Below are 18,487 nucleotides of genomic sequence, written 5' to 3'. Positions count from 1 at the left end.
CCAGCGACCAGCTGAACTCCACGGACATTCGAAAGCTTTGAGGAAGTAGGACATCTTGCTCGACGTCAACGTCTTCGACGAGCTGCGTATCGGCCTGGCCACGGCCGACGACATCCGTGCCTGGTCGCACGGAGAGGTCAAGAAGCCCGAGACCATCAACTACCGCACCCTGAAGCCGGAGAAGGACGGGCTCTTCTGCGAGAAGATCTTCGGCCCCACCCGGGACTGGGAGTGCTACTGCGGCAAGTACAAGCGCGTGCGCTTCAAGGGCATCATCTGCGAGCGCTGCGGCGTCGAGGTGACGCGCTCGAAGGTGCGCCGTGAGCGCATGGGCCACATCGAGCTCGCCGCCCCGGTCACGCACATCTGGTTCTTCAAGGGTGTGCCGTCGCGCCTCGGCTACCTGCTCGACCTGGCCCCGAAGGACCTGGAGAAGGTCATCTACTTCGCGGCCTACATGGTCACGTGGGTCGACGACGAGGCCCGCCACGAGGACCTCCCGAACCTCCAGAACGAGATCGACCTGGAGAAGAAGGAGATCTCGGACCGCCGCGACAACGACATCAACACCCGTGCCGCCAAGCTCGAGGCCGACCTGGCCGAGCTGGAGGCCGAGGGCGCCAAGGCCGACGCGCGCCGCAAGGTGCGCGACTCCGCCGAGCGCGAGATGGCGCAGCTGCGCAAGCGTGCCGACCAGGAGCTCGACCGCCTCGAGCAGGTCTGGGACCGGTTCAAGAACCTCAAGGTCGCGGACCTCGAGGGCGACGAGATGCTGTACCGCCAGCTCGTCGACCGCTACGGCACGTACTTCGAGGGCTCGATGGGCGCCGCGGCGATCCAGAAGCGCCTCGAGAGCTTCGACCTGGAGGCCGAGGCCCAGTCGCTGCGCGAGACCATCCGGACGGGCAAGGGCCAGCGCAAGACGCGCGCGCTCAAGCGCCTGAAGGTCGTCAACGCGTTCCTCACGACGACCAACTCGCCCACGGCGATGGTGCTCGACGCCGTCCCGGTCATCCCGCCGGACCTGCGCCCGATGGTGCAGCTCGACGGTGGCCGCTTCGCGACGTCGGACCTCAACGACCTGTACCGCCGCGTGATCAACCGCAACAACCGGCTCAAGCGCCTGCTCGACCTGGGTGCGCCGGAGATCATCGTCAACAACGAGAAGCGGATGCTCCAGGAGGCCGTGGACTCGCTGTTCGACAACGGTCGCCGCGGCCGCCCGGTCACGGGGCCGGGCAACCGCCCGCTGAAGTCGATCTCCGACATGCTCAAGGGCAAGCAGGGTCGGTTCCGCCAGAACCTGCTCGGCAAGCGCGTCGACTACTCGGGCCGTTCGGTCATCGTGGTCGGCCCGCAGCTCAAGCTGCACCAGTGCGGCCTGCCCAAGCAGATGGCGCTCGAGCTGTTCAAGCCGTTCGTCATGAAGCGGCTCGTCGAGCTCAACCACGCGCAGAACATCAAGAGCGCGAAGCGCATGGTCGAGCGCACCCGCGGCGAGGTCTGGGACGTGCTGGAGGAGGTCATCCAGGAGCACCCGGTGCTGCTGAACCGTGCCCCCACCCTGCACCGCCTGGGCATCCAGGCCTTCGAGCCGCAGCTCGTCGAGGGCAAGGCCATCCACCTGCACCCGCTCGTGTGCGCCGCGTTCAACGCGGACTTCGACGGCGACCAGATGGCGGTCCACCTGCCCCTGAGCGCCGAGGCGCAGGCCGAGGCCCGCATCCTCATGCTCTCGAGCAACAACATCCTCAAGCCGTCGGACGGCCGTCCGGTGACCATGCCCTCGCAGGACATGATCATCGGTCTGCACCACCTCACCTCGGACCGCCCCGGCGCGACGGGGGAGGGGCGGGTCTTCTCCTCGCAGGCCGAGGCGATCATGGCCCTCGACCGCGGCGCGCTGGACCTCAACGCCACGATCAAGCTGCGGATGTCGGACCTCGTTCCGCCGACCAGCGGCTTCGAGGCCCCCGAGGGCTGGGAGCCCGGGCAGCCGCTGCTGTTCGAGACCACCCTGGGCCGCACGATCTTCAACGAGGCGCTCCCGATCGACTACCCGTTCCAGAACGGCGTCGTCGGCAAGAAGGAGCTCTCGACGATCGTCAACGACCTGGCGGAGCGCTACCCGAAGGTCGACGTCGCGACGTCGCTCGACGCGCTGAAGGACGCCGGCTACCGCTGGGCCACGCGCTCGGGCGTCACGATCGCGATCTCCGACGTCGCGATGCCGGAGGTCAAGAACGACATCCTGGACGAACACGAGCAGCGTGCGCTGAAGGTCCAGGACCAGTTCGACAAGGGTCTGATCACCGACGACGAGCGCCGTCAGGAGCTCATCGAGATCTGGACCCAGGCCACCGACAAGATCGCGTCGGTCATGCGCGAGAACCTCGAGAGCAACTCGCGGAACACGCTGTACCGCATGGTGTCCTCGGGCGCCCGTGGTAACTGGATGCAGGTCCGTCAGATCGCCGGTATGCGCGGCCTCGTGGCGAACCCGAAGGGCGAGATCATCCCGCGCCCGATCAAGTCCAACTACCGCGAGGGCCTGTCCGTCCTCGAGTACTTCATCGCCTCGCACGGTGCCCGCAAGGGCCTGGCCGACACGGCGCTGCGTACCGCGGACTCCGGCTACCTGACCCGTCGTCTGGTCGACGTGTCGCAGGACGTCATCATCCGCGAGGAGGACTGCGGCACCGAGCGCGGCCTCACGCTGCCCGTCGCCGAGCGCATCGGCGACGTGCTGGTGCCGCACCCGCGCGTCGAGACGAGCATCTACTCGCGCACGTTCGCGACGGACGTCGTGGACGCGGACGGCAACGTCGTGGCCGAGGCGGGCTCGGACGCGGGCGACGTGATCATCGACAAGGTGATCGCCGCCGGCATCGAGAACGTCAAGGTCCGCTCCGTGCTGACCTGCGAGTCGCGCGTCGGCACCTGCGCCAAGTGCTACGGCCGCTCCCTGGCCACCGGCAAGCTGGTGGACATCGGCGAGGCCGTCGGCATCATCGCGGCGCAGTCGATCGGTGAGCCGGGCACGCAGCTGACGATGCGTACCTTCCACACCGGTGGTGTCGCCTCCGCGGAGGACATCACGCAGGGTCTGCCCCGTGTCACCGAGCTGTTCGAGGCCCGCACCCCCAAGGGTGAGGCCCCGATCGCGGAGTACACCGGCACCGTGGCGATCGAGGACACGGAGCGCACGCGCCACCTGGTCCTCACGCCGGCCGACGGCGGCGAGGAGATCCGCTACCCGGTGACCAAGCGTGCCCGCCTCCTGATCGCCGACGGCGAGCAGGTCCAGGTCGGCACCCAGCTGGTCCAGGGCGCCGTCGACCCGAAGAAGGTGCTGCGCATCCTCGGCCCGCGTGCCACGCAGAAGCACCTGGTGGACGAGGTCCAGGAGACCTACCGCTCGCAGGGCGTGGACATCCACGACAAGCACATCGAGGTCATCGTGCGGCAGATGCTCCGTCGCGTGACCGTGCTCGACTCGGGTGACTCGCACCTGCTGCCGGGCGAGCTGGCGGAGCGCGTCCGCTTCGAGGACGCGAACCGTCGGGCCGTGGCGGAGGGCGGCCAGCCGGCCTCCGGCCGTCCGGAGCTCATGGGCATCACGAAGGCGTCGCTCGCCACCGACTCGTGGCTCTCGGCCGCCTCCTTCCAGGAGACGACCCGCGTGCTGACCGAGGCGGCGATGAGCGGTCGTCGTGACCCGCTGCTGGGCCTCAAGGAGAACGTCATCCTCGGTAAGCTCATCCCCGCCGGCACGGGTCTGCCCCGCTACCGGAACATCGAGGTCGAGCCGACCGAGCAGGCCAAGGCCGAGCTCTACCCGAGCTTCGGCTACGACGAGATCGACTTCCCGACGCTCGGCATGGGCTCGGGCGAGGCGATCCCGCTGGAGGACCTGGACTTCGGCGACTTCCGCTAGTCCGCTGATCCTGACCACGAGGTAGTCCGGGAGGGGCGCACGTCACAGCGTGCGTCCCTCCCGCTCCTTTGACCCCGCTTGCTTCCGCGGGTAGCCTTGGAAGCCGTGCCCGTGCCGTCGCGCGCGCATCCCGCTGTCAGCCCAGAACGTTCTCGCTCGGGCCGGCTGCCGGAGGCGTCGCCGTCCTGAGCGCACAGGTACCCCGGGAAGATCGCTCGGACCGTCCGTGAGGGCGGGGGAGCTGAGCTGATCCGGGCCATCGAGCCGGTGGTAAGTGGCGTTGCGGTCCGTGAGGGCCGCGGGTGCCGCATGCGATCGGCACGCACCAGCCAGACAGACCACCGTCGAGGGCCGCCCGGCCCTCGTGAGCTCGAGAAGACGACGGAGACGTAGTGCCTACGATCCAGCAGCTCGTCCGCAAGGGCCGGTCCACGAAGGCCGTGGCGTCGAAGACGCCGGCCCTCAAGGACTCGCCCCAGCGGCGCGGCGTGTGCACCCGCGTGTACACCACCACCCCCAAGAAGCCGAACTCCGCGCTCCGCAAGGTCGCGCGCGTCAAGCTGTCCTCGGGTACCGAGGTCACGGCGTACATCCCCGGTGTCGGCCACAACCTGCAGGAGCACTCGATCGTGCTCGTCCGCGGCGGCCGTGTGAAGGACCTCCCGGGTGTCCGCTACAAGATCGTGCGCGGCGCGCTCGACACGCAGGGCGTGAAGAACCGCAAGCAGGCCCGCAGCAAGTACGGCGCGAAGAAGGAGAAGGCCTGATGCCTCGCAAGGGTCCGGCCCCCAAGCGGCCGCTCATCGTCGACCCCGTCTACGGGTCGCCCGTCGTCACGCAGCTGATCAACAAGGTCCTGCTCGACGGCAAGAAGTCCACCGCCGAGGCGATCGTCTACGGCGCCCTCGAGGGCGTCCGTGCCAAGACGGACCAGGACCCGGTCGTCGTGCTCAAGCGCGCGCTGGAGAACGTCCGCCCGGCCCTCGAGGTCCGCTCCCGCCGTGTCGGTGGCGCCACCTACCAGGTGCCGGTCGAGGTGCGCCCCGTGCGTTCCACGACGCTCGCGCTGCGCTGGCTCACGGACTTCTCGCGCGCCCGCCGCGAGAAGACGATGACCGAGCGCCTCATGAACGAGATCCTCGACGCCTCCAACGGCCTCGGTGCCGCCGTGAAGCGCCGCGAGGACATGCACAAGATGGCCGACTCGAACAAGGCCTTCGCGCACTACCGCTGGTGATGCGCACGGACGGCCCCGGGTGACCCCCGGGGCCGTCCGAGGATCCGGAACCGGCCGGCAGCCGGCCCTCCGGCCCGGCTTCCGACCTTCCACCGACAAGGGGTAAGACACCGTGGCACTCGACGTGCTGACCGACCTGAACAAGGTCCGCAACATCGGCATCATGGCCCACATCGATGCCGGCAAGACCACCACCACCGAGCGCATCCTGTTCTACACCGGTGTGAACTACAAGATCGGTGAGACGCACGACGGTGCGTCGACGATGGACTGGATGGAGCAGGAGCAGGAGCGCGGCATCACGATCACGTCCGCCGCGACGACCTGCTACTGGAAGAACAACCAGATCAACATCATCGACACCCCGGGTCACGTGGACTTCACCGTCGAGGTCGAGCGCTCGCTGCGCGTGCTCGACGGTGCCGTCGCGGTGTTCGACGGCAAGGAGGGCGTGGAGCCCCAGTCGGAGACCGTGTGGCGCCAGGCCGACAAGTACGACGTGCCGCGCATCTGCTTCGTCAACAAGATGGACAAGCTCGGCGCCGACTTCTACTTCACGGTCGACACCATCATCAACCGCCTCAAGGCGAAGCCGCTGGTCATCCAGCTGCCGATCGGCGCCGAGAACGACTTCGAGGGCGTCGTCGACCTGCTCGAGATGAAGGCGCTCACCTGGCGCGGCGACACCAAGATGGGTGAGGAGTACGCGGTCGAGGACATCCCGGCCGACCTCGTCGAGAAGGCCGAGCAGTACCGGGCCGAGCTCGTCGAGGCCGTCGCCGAGGCCGACGACGAGCTGCTCGAGAAGTTCCTCGGTGGCGAGGAGCTCTCGGTCGCCGAGATCAAGTCCGGCATCCGCAAGCTCGTCATCCGGTCCGAGGCCTTCCCGGTCCTGTGCGGCTCAGCGTTCAAGAACAAGGGCGTGCAGCCCATGCTCGACGCCGTGATCGACTACCTGCCGACCCCGCTCGACGTCCCGGCCGTCCAGGGCCACGACGTCAAGGACGCGGAGAAGATCATCGAGCGTCGTCCGGACGAGGCGGAGCCGTTCTCGGCCCTCGCGTTCAAGGTCGCCACGCACCCGTTCTTCGGCAAGCTCACCTACGTCCGCGTCTACTCGGGCAAGGTCGCGCAGGGCGCTCAGGTCCAGAACTCGACCAAGGGCAAGAAGGAGCGCATCGGGAAGCTCTTCCAGATGCACTCCAACAAGGAGAACCCGGTCGAAGAGGCGCACGCCGGGCACATCTACGCCTTCATCGGGCTCAAGGACGTCACCACCGGTGACACGCTCTGCGACCCGGCGAACCCGGTCATCCTCGAGTCGATGACCTTCCCGGAGCCGGTCATCGACGTGGCCATCGAGCCGAAGACGAAGGCCGACCAGGAGAAGCTCTCCACGGCGATCCAGAAGCTCGCCCAGGAGGACCCGACCTTCCGCGTCAAGCTGGACGAGGAGACCGGCCAGACCGTCATCGGCGGCATGGGCGAGCTCCACCTCGACATCCTCGTCGACCGTATGCGTCGCGAGTTCAAGGTCGAGGCGAACGTCGGCAAGCCGCAGGTCGCGTACCGCGAGACGATCCGCCGTACCGCGGAGAAGATCGACTACACGCACAAGAAGCAGACCGGTGGCTCGGGCCAGTTCGCCAAGGTCCAGGTGACCTTCGAGCCGCTCGAGACGACGGAGGGCGAGCTCTACGAGTTCGCCAACGCCGTCACCGGTGGTCGTATCCCGCGCGAGTACATCCCGTCCGTGGACGCCGGTATCCAGTCGGCGATGCAGCAGGGCGTGCTGGCCGGGTTCCCCGTGGTGGGGGTCAAGGCCACGCTGCTCGACGGCGCCTACCACGACGTCGACTCCTCGGAGATGGCGTTCAAGATCGCCGGCTCGATGGTCTTCAAGGAGGGCATCAAGCGGGCCGACCCGGTCATCCTCGAGCCCGTGATGGCCGTCGAGGTCCGGACGCCCGAGGAGTACATGGGCGACGTGATCGGCGACATCAACTCGCGTCGTGGGATGATCCAGTCCATGGAGGACGCGACCGGTGTCAAGGTCGTGCGCGCCCAGGTACCGTTGAGCGAGATGTTCGGGTACATCGGTGACCTGCGTTCCAAGACGCAGGGCCGTGCCGTGTACTCGATGCAGTTCGACAGCTACGCCGAGGTTCCTCGCAACGTTGCTGACGAGATCATCAAGAAGACCCGGGGCGAGTGAGTCCCCACAGGTCGACGACCAGCACAACCATCAACCTGTAGGAAACCCCCGTCGCCCCGCGGGATGTAGGCTCTCTCGCCGAGTCTCGCAACGTTCGGGAACATCTACCCAAGTCCCAGGAGGACCCCAGTGGCTAAGGCCAAGTTCGAGCGGACCAAGCCGCACGTCAACATCGGCACGATCGGGCACGTCGACCACGGCAAGACGACGCTGACCGCCGCGATCTCGAAGACGCTTGCGGACACGTACCCCGACCTGCCGGCGAACACGCAGCGCAACTTCGACGAGATCGACGCCGCGCCGGAGGAGAAGCAGCGCGGTATCACGATCAACATCGCGCACATCGAGTACGAGACGCCCAAGCGTCACTACGCGCACGTCGATGCTCCGGGTCACGCCGACTACATCAAGAACATGATCACCGGTGCCGCCCAGATGGACGGCGCGATCCTGGTGGTCGCGGCGACCGACGGCCCGATGGCCCAGACGCGCGAGCACGTGCTGCTGGCCCGCCAGGTGGGCGTCCCCTACCTGCTGGTCGCGCTCAACAAGGCCGACATGGTCGACGACGAGGAGATCCTCGAGCTCGTCGAGATGGAGGTCCGCGAGCTGCTGTCGTCGCAGGAGTTCGACGGCGACAACGCGCCCGTCGTCCGCGTCTCCGGCCTCAAGGCCCTCGAGGGTGACCCCGAGTGGACCAAGCGGGTCCTGGAGCTCATGGAGGCCGTGGACGAGAACGTCCCCGACCCCGTGCGCGAGCTCGACAAGCCGTTCCTCATGCCGATCGAGGACGTCTTCACCATCACCGGCCGCGGCACCGTCGTGACCGGCAAGGTGGAGCGTGGCACGCTCGACGTCAACTCCGAGGTCGAGATCGTCGGTATCCGCGAGCCGCAGAAGACCACGGTCACCGGTATCGAGACGTTCCACAAGCAGATGGACCAGGCTCAGGCCGGCGACAACACCGGTCTGCTCCTGCGCGGCATCAAGCGCGAGGACGTCGAGCGCGGCCAGGTCGTCGTGAAGCCGGGTTCGATCACCCCGCACACGGACTTCGAGGCGCAGGTCTACATCCTGGGCAAGGACGAGGGTGGGCGTCACAACCCGTTCTACTCGAACTACCGTCCGCAGTTCTACTTCCGCACCACCGACGTCACCGGCGTCATCACGCTGCCCGAGGGCACCGAGATGGTCATGCCCGGCGACAACACCGAGATGACGGTCGCGCTGATCCAGCCGATCGCCATGGAGGAGGGCCTCGGCTTCGCCATCCGTGAGGGTGGCCGCACCGTCGGCTCCGGCCGGGTCACCAAGATCATCAAGTGATCTGCTGATCCTCGGCTGATCGCCTGAGCAGGAGGCCCGGGCCCGACAGGGTCCGGGCCTCCTGCGCGCCCGGGCGCGTGCCGCCCCGAGGTGCGGTGCGTCCGGCGTCACAGCGGTCGAACCCCGTTCCGGCTTGGAATCACGGGGCTCCCTGTGGCAAGATGTTCAGGTTGCCTGTCACGGGCGCGTTCTTTCTCGTGTCGAACAGTGTGTAGCACCACGGTGCGTGTGCCGGTCCGGATCTCCGGAACGGTCCTCGTCACCTGGAGCGGATCCCCTCCCGGAGAGGGGTCGCGGGGTTGCCGGCTGTCGACGCGCTAGAGCGCCCCGCGGGACACATGTCTCGACAGGCCAGACAAACGTCGTGGTCCGCCCCGCGGACCACAATCAACGGCCCCACGCCGGTTCGGTGTGCGCCCGGGTACGTCGCCTAGCGCGACACGCCCGAGCGCGGGGGTCGGACAGTAGCGGTTCGAGAGAGAGAGTCAGACGACGCCATGGCGGGACAGAAGATCCGCATCCGGCTCAAGTCCTACGACCACGAGGTCATCGACAGCTCGGCGCGCAAGATCGTCGACACGGTGACGCGCGCTGGTGCGACGGTCGTGGGTCCGGTGCCGCTGCCGACGGAGAAGAACGTCTTCACCGTCATCCGGTCGCCTCACAAGTACAAGGACAGCCGCGAGCACTTCGAGATGCGCACGCACAAGCGGCTCATCGACATCATCGATCCCACGCCGAAGGCCGTCGACTCGCTCATGCGGATCGACCTGCCTGCCGACGTGAACATCGAGATCAAGCTCTGAGGCTGGGATAGATATGACCAACCAGCAGAAGAACGTGACCGCGGTGCTCGGCACCAAGCTCGGCATGACGCAGCTGTGGGACGACGCCGGTCGTCTGGTCCCCGTCACCGTCGTGGCCGTCCCGACCAACGTCGTGACGCAGGTCCGCTCCGCGGACGCCGACGGCTACGCGGCCGTGCAGCTCGCCGCCGGCCAGATCGACCCGCGCAAGGTCACCAAGCCGCTCAAGGGCCACTTCGAGAAGGCCGGCGTCACGCCGCGTCGTCACGTCGCCGAGGTCCGCACCGAGGACGCCGCCGAGTTCACGCTCGGCCAGGAGATCACCGCCGAGGCCTTCGAGGCCGGTGCCGTGGTCGACGTCGTCGGTACCACCAAGGGCAAGGGCACCGCCGGTGTCATGAAGCGCCACGGCTTCTCCGGCGTCGGCGCCTCCCACGGTGCTCACCGCAACCACCGCAAGGCCGGCTCGATCGGCGGCGCCTCGACGCCGTCGCGCGTGTTCAAGGGTCTGCGGATGGCCGGTCGCATGGGCCACGAGCGCATGACCGTCCAGAACCTGACCGTCCACGCGGTCGACGCCGAGAAGGGTCTGCTGCTCGTCAAGGGCGCGGTTCCCGGCCCCAAGGGTGGCGTCGTCGTCGTGCGTACCGCTGCGAAGGGTGCGTGACCCCATGGCCAACCAGACCGTCGACGTGCTCGACGCCCAGGGCAAGAAGGCCGGCACCGCCGAGCTTCCCGCCGAGGTGTTCGACACCGTCACCAACGTCCCGCTGATCCACCAGGTGGTCGTGGCGCAGCGCGCCGCCGCCCGCCAGGGGACGCACGCCACCAAGACCCGCGGCGAGGTCCGCGGTGGTGGCAGGAAGCCGTACAAGCAGAAGGGCACCGGCCGCGCCCGTCAGGGTTCGACCCGCGCCCCGCAGTTCGCCGGCGGTGGCACCGTCCACGGCCCGCAGCCGCGCAAGTACGACCAGCGGACCCCGAAGAAGATGAAGGCCGCCGCGCTCCGTGGCGCCCTCTCCGACCGGGCTCGCGCCGGCCGCGTCCACGTGGTCTCCGGCTTCGGCCTCGACGGTGCGCCGTCGACCCGGACCGCCGTCAAGACGATCGCGGCGCTCACCGAGCGCACGCACGTCCTCGTGGTCACCGAGCGCTCGGACGAGCTGACGATCCTGTCGCTCCGCAACGTCGAGCAGGTCCACCTGCTGACCGCGGACCAGCTCAACACCTACGACGTGCTCGTCTCCGACGACGTCGTCTTCACCGAGGGCGCGCTCGCCGCGTTCCTCGCCGGCCCGGCCACGGGCAAGAGCGTGAAGGCTGTCGCCACGGAGTCCGAGGCGGCCGAGACCGAGGAGGCCACCAAGTGACCGCCGTGACGAAGGACCCGCGCGACATCCTGATCGCGCCGGTCGTCTCCGAGAAGTCCTACAACCTCCTCGACGAGGGCAAGTACACCTTCGTCGTGGACCCGCGGGCCAACAAGACCGAGATCAAGATCGCGGTCGAGCAGGTCTTCGGCGTCAAGGTCGACTCGGTCAACACGATCAACCGCAAGGGCAAGGCGCGTCGCACGCGCTTCGGCCTGGGCAAGCGCAAGGACACGAAGCGCGCGATCGTGACCCTCCGTGAGGGCACGATCGACATCTTCGGCGGTCCGGCTTCCTGAGGCGCAGAGAGCAGATCGAGGACTAACCCATGGGAATCCGTAAGTACAAGCCGACGACGCCCGGACGCCGCGGCTCCAGCGTCGCCGACTTCGTCGAGATCACGCGCTCGCAGCCGGAGAAGTCTCTGGTCCGTCCGCTGTCCAAGACGGGTGGGCGCAACAACTCCGGTCGCATCACGACCCGTCACAAGGGCGGTGGCCACAAGCGTGCCTACCGCGTGATCGACTTCCGTCGCCACGACAAGGACGGCGTGCCCGCCAAGGTCGCGCACATCGAGTACGACCCGAACCGCACGGCTCGGATCGCGCTCCTGCACTACGCGGACGGCACGAAGCGCTACATCGTCGCGCCGAACAAGCTGTCGCAGGGCGACGTCGTCGAGGCCGGTGCCGGCGCCGACATCAAGCCCGGCAACAACCTGCCGCTGCGCAACATCCCGACCGGTACGGTCATCCACGCCGTCGAGCTCCGCCCCGGTGGCGGCGCGAAGATCGCCCGCTCCGCGGGTGCCTCCGTGCAGCTCGTCGCGAAGGACGGCCCGTACGCGCAGCTGCGCATGCCGTCCGGCGAGATCCGCAACGTCGACCTGCGCTGCCGCGCCACGGTCGGCGAGGTGGGCAACGCCGAGCAGTCGAACATCAACTGGGGCAAGGCCGGCCGCAAGCGGTGGAAGGGCGTCCGCCCGACCGTCCGTGGCGTCGTCATGAACCCGGTCGACCACCCGCACGGTGGTGGTGAGGGCAAGACCTCCGGTGGTCGCCACCCGGTCAGCCCGTGGGGCCAGCCCGAGGGCCGGACCCGCCGCCCGAACAAGCCGAGCGACAAGCTGATCGTCCGCCGTCGCCGCACCGGCAAGAAGCGCTGAAAAGGAGCCTGACAGATGCCTCGTAGCCTGAAGAAGGGCCCCTTCGTCGACGACCACCTGCAGAAGAAGGTGGACGCTCAGAACGAGAAGGGGACCAAGAACGTCATCAAGACCTGGTCCCGTCGGTCGGTCATCACGCCCGACTTCCTCGGTCACACCTTCGCCGTGCACGACGGCCGGAAGCACACCCCGGTCTTCGTCACCGAGGCGATGGTCGGCCACAAGCTCGGCGAGTTCGCTCCCACGCGAACCTTCCGCGGCCACGTGAAGGACGACAAGAAGGGCCGTCGCCGCTGACCCCCGGGTCAGCCGGACGACAGGCCCCGACGGTCTGAGAAAAGGAAGCAGGACAGCAATGGAAGCCAAGGCGCAGGCGCGGTTCGTCCGTGTCACGCCCCAGAAGGCCCGGCGCGTCGTGGACCTCATCCGTGGCAAGCAGGCCGCCGAGGCCGTCGCGGTGCTGAAGTTCGCGCCGCAGGCGGCGAGCGAGCCGATCCGCAAGGTTGTGGAGAGCGCCGTCGCGAACGCCCGGGTGAAGGCCGACCGCGCCAGCGAGCGTTTCGACGAGACGGAGCTCTTCGTCTCGGCGGCGTTCGTCGACGAGGGGCCGACGCTCAAGCGGTTCCGTCCGCGGGCGCAGGGGCGTGCGAGCCAGATCCTCAAGCGCACCAGCCACATCACCGTGGTCGTCGCACCGCGTGAGCAGAAGGAAGGGGCCCGATAGTGGGGCAGAAGGTTCACCCGCACGGGTACCGCCTCGGCATCACCACCGACCACCGGTCGCGCTGGTTCGCCGACAGCACCAAGCCTGGTCAGCGGTACCGCGACTACGTCCGCGAGGACGTGGCGATCCGCAAGCTCATGAGCACCGGTCTCGAGCGGGCCGGCATCTCCAAGGTCGAGGTCGAGCGCACCCGCGACCGCGTCCGCGTGGACATCCACACGGCGCGTCCGGGCATCGTCATCGGTCGCCGGGGTGCCGAGGCCGACCGCATCCGCGGCGAGCTCGAGAAGCTCACGGGCAAGCAGGTCCAGCTCAACATCCTCGAGGTCAAGAACGCGGAGATCGACGCGCAGCTGGTCGCGCAGGGCATCGCCGAGCAGCTCGCGAGCCGCGTCTCGTTCCGCCGCGCCATGCGCAAGGGCATCCAGTCCGCGCAGCGCGCCGGTGCCAAGGGCATCCGTGTGCAGGTCTCGGGTCGTCTCGGCGGCGCCGAGATGAGCCGTTCGGAGTTCTACCGCGAGGGTCGTGTGCCGCTGCACACGCTGCGCGCGAACATCGACTACGGCTTCTTCGAGGCCCGCACCACCTTCGGCCGTATCGGCGTGAAGGTGTGGATCTACAAGGGCGACATGACCGAGAAGGAGTTCGCCGCGCAGCAGGCGACTGCCGCCCCCCGCGGGGGTCGTGGTGGTCGTCCGGAGCGTGGGGAGCGCCGTGGTGGCGGTCGTCGCCCCGAGCGTCAGGCCCAGCCGGCCGCCGAGAGCGCCCCCGCGTCCGACGCGGCCCCGGCGCCGGAGCAGGCTGCGGCCCCCGAGTCCGGAACGGAGGCCTGAGTCATGCTGATCCCCCGCAGGCTCAAGCACCGCAAGCAGCACCACCCGAAGCGCTCCGGCGCGGCCAAGGGTGGCACCACGATCGCGTTCGGCGACTACGGCATCCAGGCCCTCGAGCCCGCCTACGTCACCAACCGCCAGATCGAGGCTGCTCGTATCGCGATGACCCGCCACATCAAGCGTGGCGGCAAGGTCTGGATCAACATCTACCCGGACCGTCCCCTGACCAAGAAGCCCGCCGAGACCCGCATGGGTTCCGGCAAGGGCTCGCCCGAGTGGTGGGTCGCCAACGTCAAGCCCGGCCGCATCGTCTTCGAGCTGGCCGGTGTCGACGAGGAGCTGGCCCGTGAGGCCATGCGCCGCGCGATCCACAAGCTCCCGATGAAGTGCCGTTTCGTGGTGCGCGAGGGTGGTGCGAACTGATGGCAGTCGGAACCAAGGGCATGGCCCCCGCTGACCTCGACGGGTTCGACGACGAGAAGCTGGTCGCCGAGCTGAAGAAGGCCAAGGAGGAGCTCTTCAACCTCCGTTTCCAGTCGGCCACCGGCCAGCTGGAGTCCCACGGTCGGATCAAGGCCGTCAAGCGCGACATCGCGCGGATCTACACGGTCCTGCACGAGCGCGAGCTCGGTATCCGCACGGCCCCGAGCGTGAGTGAGTGAGGCATCGATGAGCGAGAACACCAACGCGGTGGCCGCTGAGACGACCGAGCGCAGCACGCGCAAGGTCCGTCGTGGCTACGTCGTCAGCGACAAGATGGAGAAGACCATCGTCGTCGAGGTCGAGGACCGCAAGAAGCACCCCCTGTACGGCAAGGTCCTGCGCACCACCACCAAGGTGAAGGCGCACGACGAGCAGAACTCCGCCGGTATCGGCGACCTGGTCGAGATCATGGAGACCCGTCCGCTGTCCGCGACCAAGCGGTGGCGCCTGACGGAGATCCTCGAGAAGGCCAAGTGATCCAGAAGGTCTTCTGACCTTCGGCCGGGGCAGGCCGTGACACACGTATGCGGCCCGCCCCGGCCACCACAGCAACTATCCGTTCGGCAAGGCTCGCCCGGGACAGCCTGGGACGAGAACCGGCTCGACGACAGGAGATCAATCGATGATCCAGCAGGAGTCGCGACTTCGGGTCGCCGACAACACGGGTGCCAAGGAGATCCTCTGCATCCGTGTTCTCGGTGGATCCGGCCGTCGCTACGCCGGTATCGGCGACACGATCGTCGCCACCGTCAAGGACGCGATCCCCGGCGGCAACGTGAAGAAGGGCGACGTGGTCAAGGCCGTCATCGTCCGGACCGCCAAGGAGCGCCGTCGTCCCGACGGTTCCTACATCAAGTTCGACGAGAACGCCGCCGTGATCCTCAAGAACGACGGTGAGCCCCGTGGCACCCGCATCTTCGGCCCGGTCGGGCGCGAGCTGCGCGACAAGCGGTTCATGAAGATCATCTCGCTGGCGCCGGAGGTGCTCTGACCATGGCGAAGATCAAGAAGGGCGACCAGGTGATCGTCATCGCCGGTCGCGACAAGGGCAAGACGGGCCGCGTGCTCGAGGTCCTCAAGGACTCCGACCGCATCGTGGTCGAGGGCGTGCAGCGTGTCACCAAGCACGTCAAGGCCGGCCAGACGGCTCGCGGCACCCGCACGGGTGGCATCGAGACCGTCGAGGCGCCGATCCACGTCTCGAACGTGATGGTCGTCGACCCGGAGACCAAGAAGGGCACGCGCGTCGGGTTCCGTACCGAGCAGGTCGAGCGCGACGGCCGTACCCGCACCGTCCGCGTGCGCGTCGCCAAGCGTTCCGGGAAGGACATCTGATGACCGAGACCACTCTCGAGGCCCCGGCCACCCCGCGCCTCAAGCAGAAGTACCGCGAGGAGATCATCGCGGCGCTGCGCGAGGAGTTCGGCCACCAGAACATCCAGCAGGTCGCCGGTCTGACCAAGATCGTCGTCAACATGGGTGTCGGTGACGCCGCCAAGGACTCCAAGCTCATCGAGGGCGCGATCCGCGACCTCACGGCGATCACGGGGCAGAAGCCCCAGGTGACCCGGGCCAAGAAGTCCATCGCGCAGTTCAAGCTGCGCGAGGGCATGCCGATCGGTGCGCACGTCACGCTGCGCGGCGACCGGATGTGGGAGTTCCTCGACCGGCTGCTGTCGATCGCGCTGCCCCGTATCCGCGACTTCCGCGGGCTGAGCCCGAAGCAGTTCGACGGGCACGGCAACTACACCTTCGGTCTCACGGAGCAGTCGATGTTCCACGAGATCGACCAGGACAAGATCGACCGCGTCCGCGGCATGGACATCACGGTCGTGACCACGGCGACGACCGATGACGAGGGCCGCTCCCTGCTGCGCCGTCTCGGCTTCCCCTTCAAGGAGAACTGACATGGCGAAGAAGGCCCTGATCAACAAGGCGAACGCCAAGCCGAAGTTCGCCGTCCGCGCCTACACCCGGTGCCAGCGCTGCGGCCGTCCGCACTCGGTCTACCGCAAGTTCGGCCTGTGCCGGATCTGCCTGCGGGAGATGGCCCACCGCGGCGAGCTCCCCGGCGTCACCAAGAGCAGCTGGTAAAACCACTACGCCGCAGGTCCGGGCGGTGCGCACGCACTGACTGGATACCCCGGCGAGGAAGGGCTGGAGCCCAATGACCATGACAGACCCCATCGCAGACATGCTCACGCGTCTGCGTAACGCGAACTCGGCGCACCACGAGACGGTCACCATGCCGCACTCGAAGCTGAAGTCGAACATCGCGGAGATCCTGCAGGCGCAGGGGTACATCACCGGCTGGAGCGTCGAGGACGCGAAGGTCGGCAAGTCCCTCACCCTGACCCTCAAGTACGGCCCGAGCCGCGAGCGCGCCCTCACCGGCGTCCGCCGCGTGTCGAAGCCCGGCCTCCGCGTCTACGCGAAGTCCACCAACCTGCCCCAGGTCCTCGGCGGCCTCGGCGTGGCGATCCTGTCCACGTCCTCCGGCCTGCTGACCGACCGCCAGGCCCAGGCCAAGGGCGTCGGCGGCGAAGTCCTCGCCTACGTCTGGTAATCCGGAAAGGAGATATCGCCATGTCTCGAATCGGCAAGCTCCCCGTTCCGGTCCCGGCCGGCGTGGACGTCACCATCAGCGGTGCGCTCGTGACCATCAAGGGCCCCAAGGGGACCCTGGAGCACGCGGTGCCCGCCCCCATCACGGTCGCCCAGGACGACGGCTCCCTCGTGGTGTCGCGCCCGGACGACGAGCGTGAGTCCCGTGCGCTGCACGGCCTCACCCGCACCCTCCTGGCCAACATCGTCACCGGTGTGACCCAGGGCTACGAGAAGAAGCTCGAGATCGTCGGTACCGGGTACCGCGTCGCGGCCAAGGGGCAGAGCCTGGAGTTCGCTCTCGGCTTCTCGCACCCGGTCACCGTGACCGCGCCCGAGGGCATCACCTTCGCGGTGGAGAGCCCGACCAAGTTCTCGGTCGCGGGCATCGACAAGCAGCAGGTCGGCGAGGTCGCAGCGAACATCCGCAAGATCCGCAAGCCCGAGCCTTACAAGGGCAAGGGCGTGCGCTACGCCGGCGAGGTCGTCCGCCGCAAGGTCGGAAAGGCTGGTAAGTGATGGCTCTCAAGGTTCTGGGCAAGGGCAAGGCCGTCGCTCGTCAGCGCCGTCACCTGCGCCTGCGCAAGAAGATCAAGGGCACCGCGGCGCGTCCGCGCCTCGTCGTGACCCGCTCCTCGCGCCACATGGTGGCGCAGATCGTCGACGACACGGTCGGCAAGACCGTCGCCTCGGCCTCGACCCTCGAGGCCGACCTGCGCGCCCTCGACGGCGACAAGACGGCGAAGGCCCGCAAGGTCGGCGAGCTCGTCGCCGCGCGTGCCAAGGCCGCCGGCGTCGAGACCGTGGTCTTCGACCGCGGTGGCAACAAGTACCACGGTCGGGTGGCTGCGGTCGCCGACGGCGCCCGGGAAGCGGGGCTGGAGCTGTGATGGCCGACGTCCGCGATTTCGCACGGAAGATGAGGATCCTCTGATGGCTGCAGGGCAGCGCACCGGCGCCCCCCAGGGCGCCAACGAGTCCAACAAGAACGACGGCCGCCGCGGCGGCGGTCGCCGCGACGACCGCCGTGGCGGTGGCCGCGACGCCGCCGACAAGAACGCCTTCGTCGAGCGCGTGGTGACGATCAACCGCGTCTCGAAGGTCGTCAAGGGTGGTCGCCGCTTCAGCTTCACCGCGCTGGTCGTGGTGGGCGACGGCGACGGCACCGTCGGTGTCGGCTACGGCAAGGCCAAGGAGGTGCCCGCGGCGATCGCCAAGGGTGTCGAGGAGGCGAAGAAGAACTTCTTCCGCGTCCCGCGCATCCAGGGCACCATCCCGCACCCCGTCCAGGGTGAGGAGGCCGCCGGCGTCGTGTTCCTGCGTCCGGCCTCGCCGGGTACCGGTGTGATCGCCGGTGGTCCGGTGCGCGCCGTGCTGGAGTGCGCCGGCATCCACGACGTGCTGAGCAAGTCGCTCGGCTCGTCCAACTCGATCAACATCGTGCACGCCACCGTCGCGGCCCTCAAGGGCCTCGAGGAGCCGGCTGCCGTGGCCGCCCGCCGTGGTCTGCCGCTCGAGGACGTGGCCCCGGCCGCGCTCCTGCGTGCGCAGGCCGCCGGGCTCGCCGAGAAGGCGGCCAAGGCTGACGAGAAGGTGGGTGCGTGATGCCTCGACTGAAGGTCACCCAGGTCAAGTCCGCCATCGGCGGCAAGCAGAACCAGCGTGACACGCTGCGGACCCTCGGCCTCAAGCGGATCGGCGACACCGCCGTGAAGGAGGACCGTCCGGAGATCCGTGGCATGGTCACCACGGTGGCGCACCTCGTCACCGTCGAGGAGGTCGAGTGA

Annotated in this window: 25 protein-coding genes; all 25 read left to right on the top strand. The window is 68.2% G+C overall.

The features are described 5' to 3' along the window. Positions 1-55 precede the first annotated feature (55 nt). The 25 genes from ACH443_RS15390 (at position 56) to rpmD (ending at position 18,487) form a co-directional block, all read left to right on the top strand. Complete coding sequence (locus ACH443_RS15390) at positions 56-3,937, top strand: DNA-directed RNA polymerase subunit beta' (protein ID WP_429764776.1); 3,882 nt, start codon at positions 56-58, stop codon at positions 3,935-3,937. A gap of 392 nt (positions 3,938-4,329) precedes the next feature. Further along, entirely contained in the window at positions 4,330-4,704 is a 375-nt protein-coding gene (gene rpsL / locus ACH443_RS15385; protein ID WP_416342463.1) for a 30S ribosomal protein S12, read from the top strand. Then, positions 4,704-5,174, top strand: a complete 471-nt coding sequence (gene rpsG, locus ACH443_RS15380) for a 30S ribosomal protein S7 (RefSeq protein ID WP_429764774.1) — start codon at positions 4,704-4,706, stop codon at positions 5,172-5,174. The genes rpsL and rpsG overlap by 1 nt, the downstream gene beginning before the upstream one ends. Before the next feature lie 112 nt (positions 5,175-5,286). Next, positions 5,287-7,389 (top strand): elongation factor G, encoded by a 2,103-nt coding sequence (gene fusA / locus ACH443_RS15375; RefSeq protein ID WP_429764772.1) that lies wholly within the window; start codon positions 5,287-5,289, stop codon positions 7,387-7,389. A gap of 129 nt (positions 7,390-7,518) precedes the next feature. Then, entirely contained in the window at positions 7,519-8,715 is a 1,197-nt protein-coding gene (gene tuf / locus ACH443_RS15370) for an elongation factor Tu (protein ID WP_429764770.1), read from the top strand. Positions 8,716-9,212: 497 nt separating this feature from the next. Next, a complete protein-coding gene (gene rpsJ, locus ACH443_RS15365; RefSeq protein ID WP_013837837.1) occupies positions 9,213-9,521 on the top strand; it encodes a 30S ribosomal protein S10 in 309 nt (102 codons plus the stop codon). Positions 9,522-9,534: 13 nt separating this feature from the next. After that, the gene (gene rplC, locus ACH443_RS15360; RefSeq protein WP_429764768.1) at positions 9,535-10,188 is read left to right on the top strand and encodes a 50S ribosomal protein L3; all 654 of its coding nucleotides are present in this window, start codon (positions 9,535-9,537) and stop codon (positions 10,186-10,188) included. Positions 10,189-10,192: 4 nt separating this feature from the next. Beyond that, positions 10,193-10,891, top strand: a complete 699-nt coding sequence (gene rplD, locus ACH443_RS15355) for a 50S ribosomal protein L4 (RefSeq protein WP_429764766.1) — start codon at positions 10,193-10,195, stop codon at positions 10,889-10,891. Further along, positions 10,888-11,190, top strand: coding sequence for a 50S ribosomal protein L23 (rplW, locus tag ACH443_RS15350; RefSeq protein WP_079572420.1), 303 nt, complete (start codon positions 10,888-10,890; stop codon positions 11,188-11,190). Before rplD ends, rplW begins: the two co-directional genes overlap by 4 nt. Positions 11,191-11,219: 29 nt before the next feature. Continuing rightward, a complete protein-coding gene (gene rplB / locus ACH443_RS15345; protein WP_429764765.1) occupies positions 11,220-12,056 on the top strand; it encodes a 50S ribosomal protein L2 in 837 nt (278 codons plus the stop codon). 15 nt (positions 12,057-12,071) lie between these two features. Beyond that, positions 12,072-12,353, top strand: a complete 282-nt coding sequence (gene rpsS, locus ACH443_RS15340) for a 30S ribosomal protein S19 (RefSeq protein WP_075829208.1) — start codon at positions 12,072-12,074, stop codon at positions 12,351-12,353. A gap of 58 nt (positions 12,354-12,411) precedes the next feature. Beyond that, complete coding sequence (gene rplV, locus ACH443_RS15335) at positions 12,412-12,780, top strand: 50S ribosomal protein L22 (protein ID WP_079572426.1); 369 nt, start codon at positions 12,412-12,414, stop codon at positions 12,778-12,780. Continuing rightward, positions 12,780-13,613: a 30S ribosomal protein S3 gene (gene rpsC, locus ACH443_RS15330; RefSeq protein ID WP_430547437.1), complete on the top strand. Its 834-nt coding sequence runs from the start codon at positions 12,780-12,782 to the stop codon at positions 13,611-13,613. The genes rplV and rpsC overlap by 1 nt, the downstream gene beginning before the upstream one ends. Positions 13,614-13,616: 3 nt before the next feature. Next, complete coding sequence (gene rplP, locus ACH443_RS15325; RefSeq protein WP_429727849.1) at positions 13,617-14,036, top strand: 50S ribosomal protein L16; 420 nt, start codon at positions 13,617-13,619, stop codon at positions 14,034-14,036. Further along, positions 14,036-14,275 carry a 50S ribosomal protein L29 gene (gene rpmC, locus ACH443_RS15320; protein WP_079572432.1) on the top strand — a complete coding sequence of 80 codons (240 nt, stop codon included), beginning with the start codon at positions 14,036-14,038 and terminating at the stop codon, positions 14,273-14,275. The genes rplP and rpmC overlap by 1 nt, the downstream gene beginning before the upstream one ends. Before the next feature lie 7 nt (positions 14,276-14,282). Beyond that, the gene (gene rpsQ, locus ACH443_RS15315) at positions 14,283-14,573 is read left to right on the top strand and encodes a 30S ribosomal protein S17 (RefSeq protein ID WP_429764762.1); all 291 of its coding nucleotides are present in this window, start codon (positions 14,283-14,285) and stop codon (positions 14,571-14,573) included. Positions 14,574-14,718: 145 nt separating this feature from the next. Next, entirely contained in the window at positions 14,719-15,087 is a 369-nt protein-coding gene (gene rplN / locus ACH443_RS15310) for a 50S ribosomal protein L14 (RefSeq protein ID WP_079572436.1), read from the top strand. Positions 15,088-15,089: 2 nt separating this feature from the next. Next, entirely contained in the window at positions 15,090-15,431 is a 342-nt protein-coding gene (gene rplX, locus ACH443_RS15305; protein WP_429764760.1) for a 50S ribosomal protein L24, read from the top strand. Further along, positions 15,431-16,003 carry a 50S ribosomal protein L5 gene (gene rplE / locus ACH443_RS15300; protein ID WP_429727852.1) on the top strand — a complete coding sequence of 191 codons (573 nt, stop codon included), beginning with the start codon at positions 15,431-15,433 and terminating at the stop codon, positions 16,001-16,003. The genes rplX and rplE overlap by 1 nt, the downstream gene beginning before the upstream one ends. Position 16,004: 1 nt before the next feature. Continuing rightward, complete coding sequence (locus ACH443_RS15295; protein ID WP_013837851.1) at positions 16,005-16,190, top strand: type Z 30S ribosomal protein S14; 186 nt, start codon at positions 16,005-16,007, stop codon at positions 16,188-16,190. 73 nt (positions 16,191-16,263) lie between these two features. Then, positions 16,264-16,662 carry a 30S ribosomal protein S8 gene (gene rpsH, locus ACH443_RS15290; RefSeq protein WP_429764758.1) on the top strand — a complete coding sequence of 133 codons (399 nt, stop codon included), beginning with the start codon at positions 16,264-16,266 and terminating at the stop codon, positions 16,660-16,662. 20 nt (positions 16,663-16,682) lie between these two features. Continuing rightward, on the top strand, positions 16,683-17,219 hold the full coding sequence (rplF, locus tag ACH443_RS15285) for a 50S ribosomal protein L6 (protein WP_429764756.1): 537 nt from the start codon (positions 16,683-16,685) through the stop codon (positions 17,217-17,219). Continuing rightward, a complete protein-coding gene (rplR, locus tag ACH443_RS15280; RefSeq protein WP_429764754.1) occupies positions 17,219-17,590 on the top strand; it encodes a 50S ribosomal protein L18 in 372 nt (123 codons plus the stop codon). Before rplF ends, rplR begins: the two co-directional genes overlap by 1 nt. 43 nt (positions 17,591-17,633) lie before the next feature. Continuing rightward, entirely contained in the window at positions 17,634-18,305 is a 672-nt protein-coding gene (gene rpsE / locus ACH443_RS15275; RefSeq protein WP_380244182.1) for a 30S ribosomal protein S5, read from the top strand. Continuing rightward, positions 18,305-18,487 (top strand): 50S ribosomal protein L30, encoded by a 183-nt coding sequence (gene rpmD / locus ACH443_RS15270; RefSeq protein ID WP_079573239.1) that lies wholly within the window; start codon positions 18,305-18,307, stop codon positions 18,485-18,487. Before rpsE ends, rpmD begins: the two co-directional genes overlap by 1 nt.

Origin of the sequence: Isoptericola sp. NPDC019571, assembly GCF_044389385.1 — a bacterium.
GTDB lineage: Bacteria > Actinomycetota > Actinomycetes > Actinomycetales > Cellulomonadaceae > Isoptericola > Isoptericola nanjingensis.
The sequence above is the reverse complement of the archived record's forward strand: the minus strand, read 5'-3'. Positions and strand labels throughout refer to the sequence as shown.

Coding starts and splice junctions, on each gene's coding strand:
- rpsG (WP_429764774.1), top strand. CDS start 4,704: ATGCCTCGCAAGGGTCCGGCCCCCAAGCGGCCGCTCATCGTCGACCCC.
- rpsJ (WP_013837837.1), top strand. CDS start 9,213: ATGGCGGGACAGAAGATCCGCATCCGGCTCAAGTCCTACGACCACGAG.
- rplC (WP_429764768.1), top strand. CDS start 9,535: ATGACCAACCAGCAGAAGAACGTGACCGCGGTGCTCGGCACCAAGCTC.
- rplD (WP_429764766.1), top strand. CDS start 10,193: ATGGCCAACCAGACCGTCGACGTGCTCGACGCCCAGGGCAAGAAGGCC.
- rplB (WP_429764765.1), top strand. CDS start 11,220: ATGGGAATCCGTAAGTACAAGCCGACGACGCCCGGACGCCGCGGCTCC.
- rpsS (WP_075829208.1), top strand. CDS start 12,072: ATGCCTCGTAGCCTGAAGAAGGGCCCCTTCGTCGACGACCACCTGCAG.
- rplV (WP_079572426.1), top strand. CDS start 12,412: ATGGAAGCCAAGGCGCAGGCGCGGTTCGTCCGTGTCACGCCCCAGAAG.
- rplP (WP_429727849.1), top strand. CDS start 13,617: ATGCTGATCCCCCGCAGGCTCAAGCACCGCAAGCAGCACCACCCGAAG.
- rpmC (WP_079572432.1), top strand. CDS start 14,036: ATGGCAGTCGGAACCAAGGGCATGGCCCCCGCTGACCTCGACGGGTTC.
- rpsQ (WP_429764762.1), top strand. CDS start 14,283: ATGAGCGAGAACACCAACGCGGTGGCCGCTGAGACGACCGAGCGCAGC.
- rplN (WP_079572436.1), top strand. CDS start 14,719: ATGATCCAGCAGGAGTCGCGACTTCGGGTCGCCGACAACACGGGTGCC.
- rplX (WP_429764760.1), top strand. CDS start 15,090: ATGGCGAAGATCAAGAAGGGCGACCAGGTGATCGTCATCGCCGGTCGC.
- rplE (WP_429727852.1), top strand. CDS start 15,431: ATGACCGAGACCACTCTCGAGGCCCCGGCCACCCCGCGCCTCAAGCAG.
- ACH443_RS15295 (WP_013837851.1), top strand. CDS start 16,005: ATGGCGAAGAAGGCCCTGATCAACAAGGCGAACGCCAAGCCGAAGTTC.
- rpsH (WP_429764758.1), top strand. CDS start 16,264: ATGACCATGACAGACCCCATCGCAGACATGCTCACGCGTCTGCGTAAC.
- rplF (WP_429764756.1), top strand. CDS start 16,683: ATGTCTCGAATCGGCAAGCTCCCCGTTCCGGTCCCGGCCGGCGTGGAC.
- rplR (WP_429764754.1), top strand. CDS start 17,219: ATGGCTCTCAAGGTTCTGGGCAAGGGCAAGGCCGTCGCTCGTCAGCGC.
- rpsE (WP_380244182.1), top strand. CDS start 17,634: ATGGCTGCAGGGCAGCGCACCGGCGCCCCCCAGGGCGCCAACGAGTCC.
- rpmD (WP_079573239.1), top strand. CDS start 18,305: ATGCCTCGACTGAAGGTCACCCAGGTCAAGTCCGCCATCGGCGGCAAG.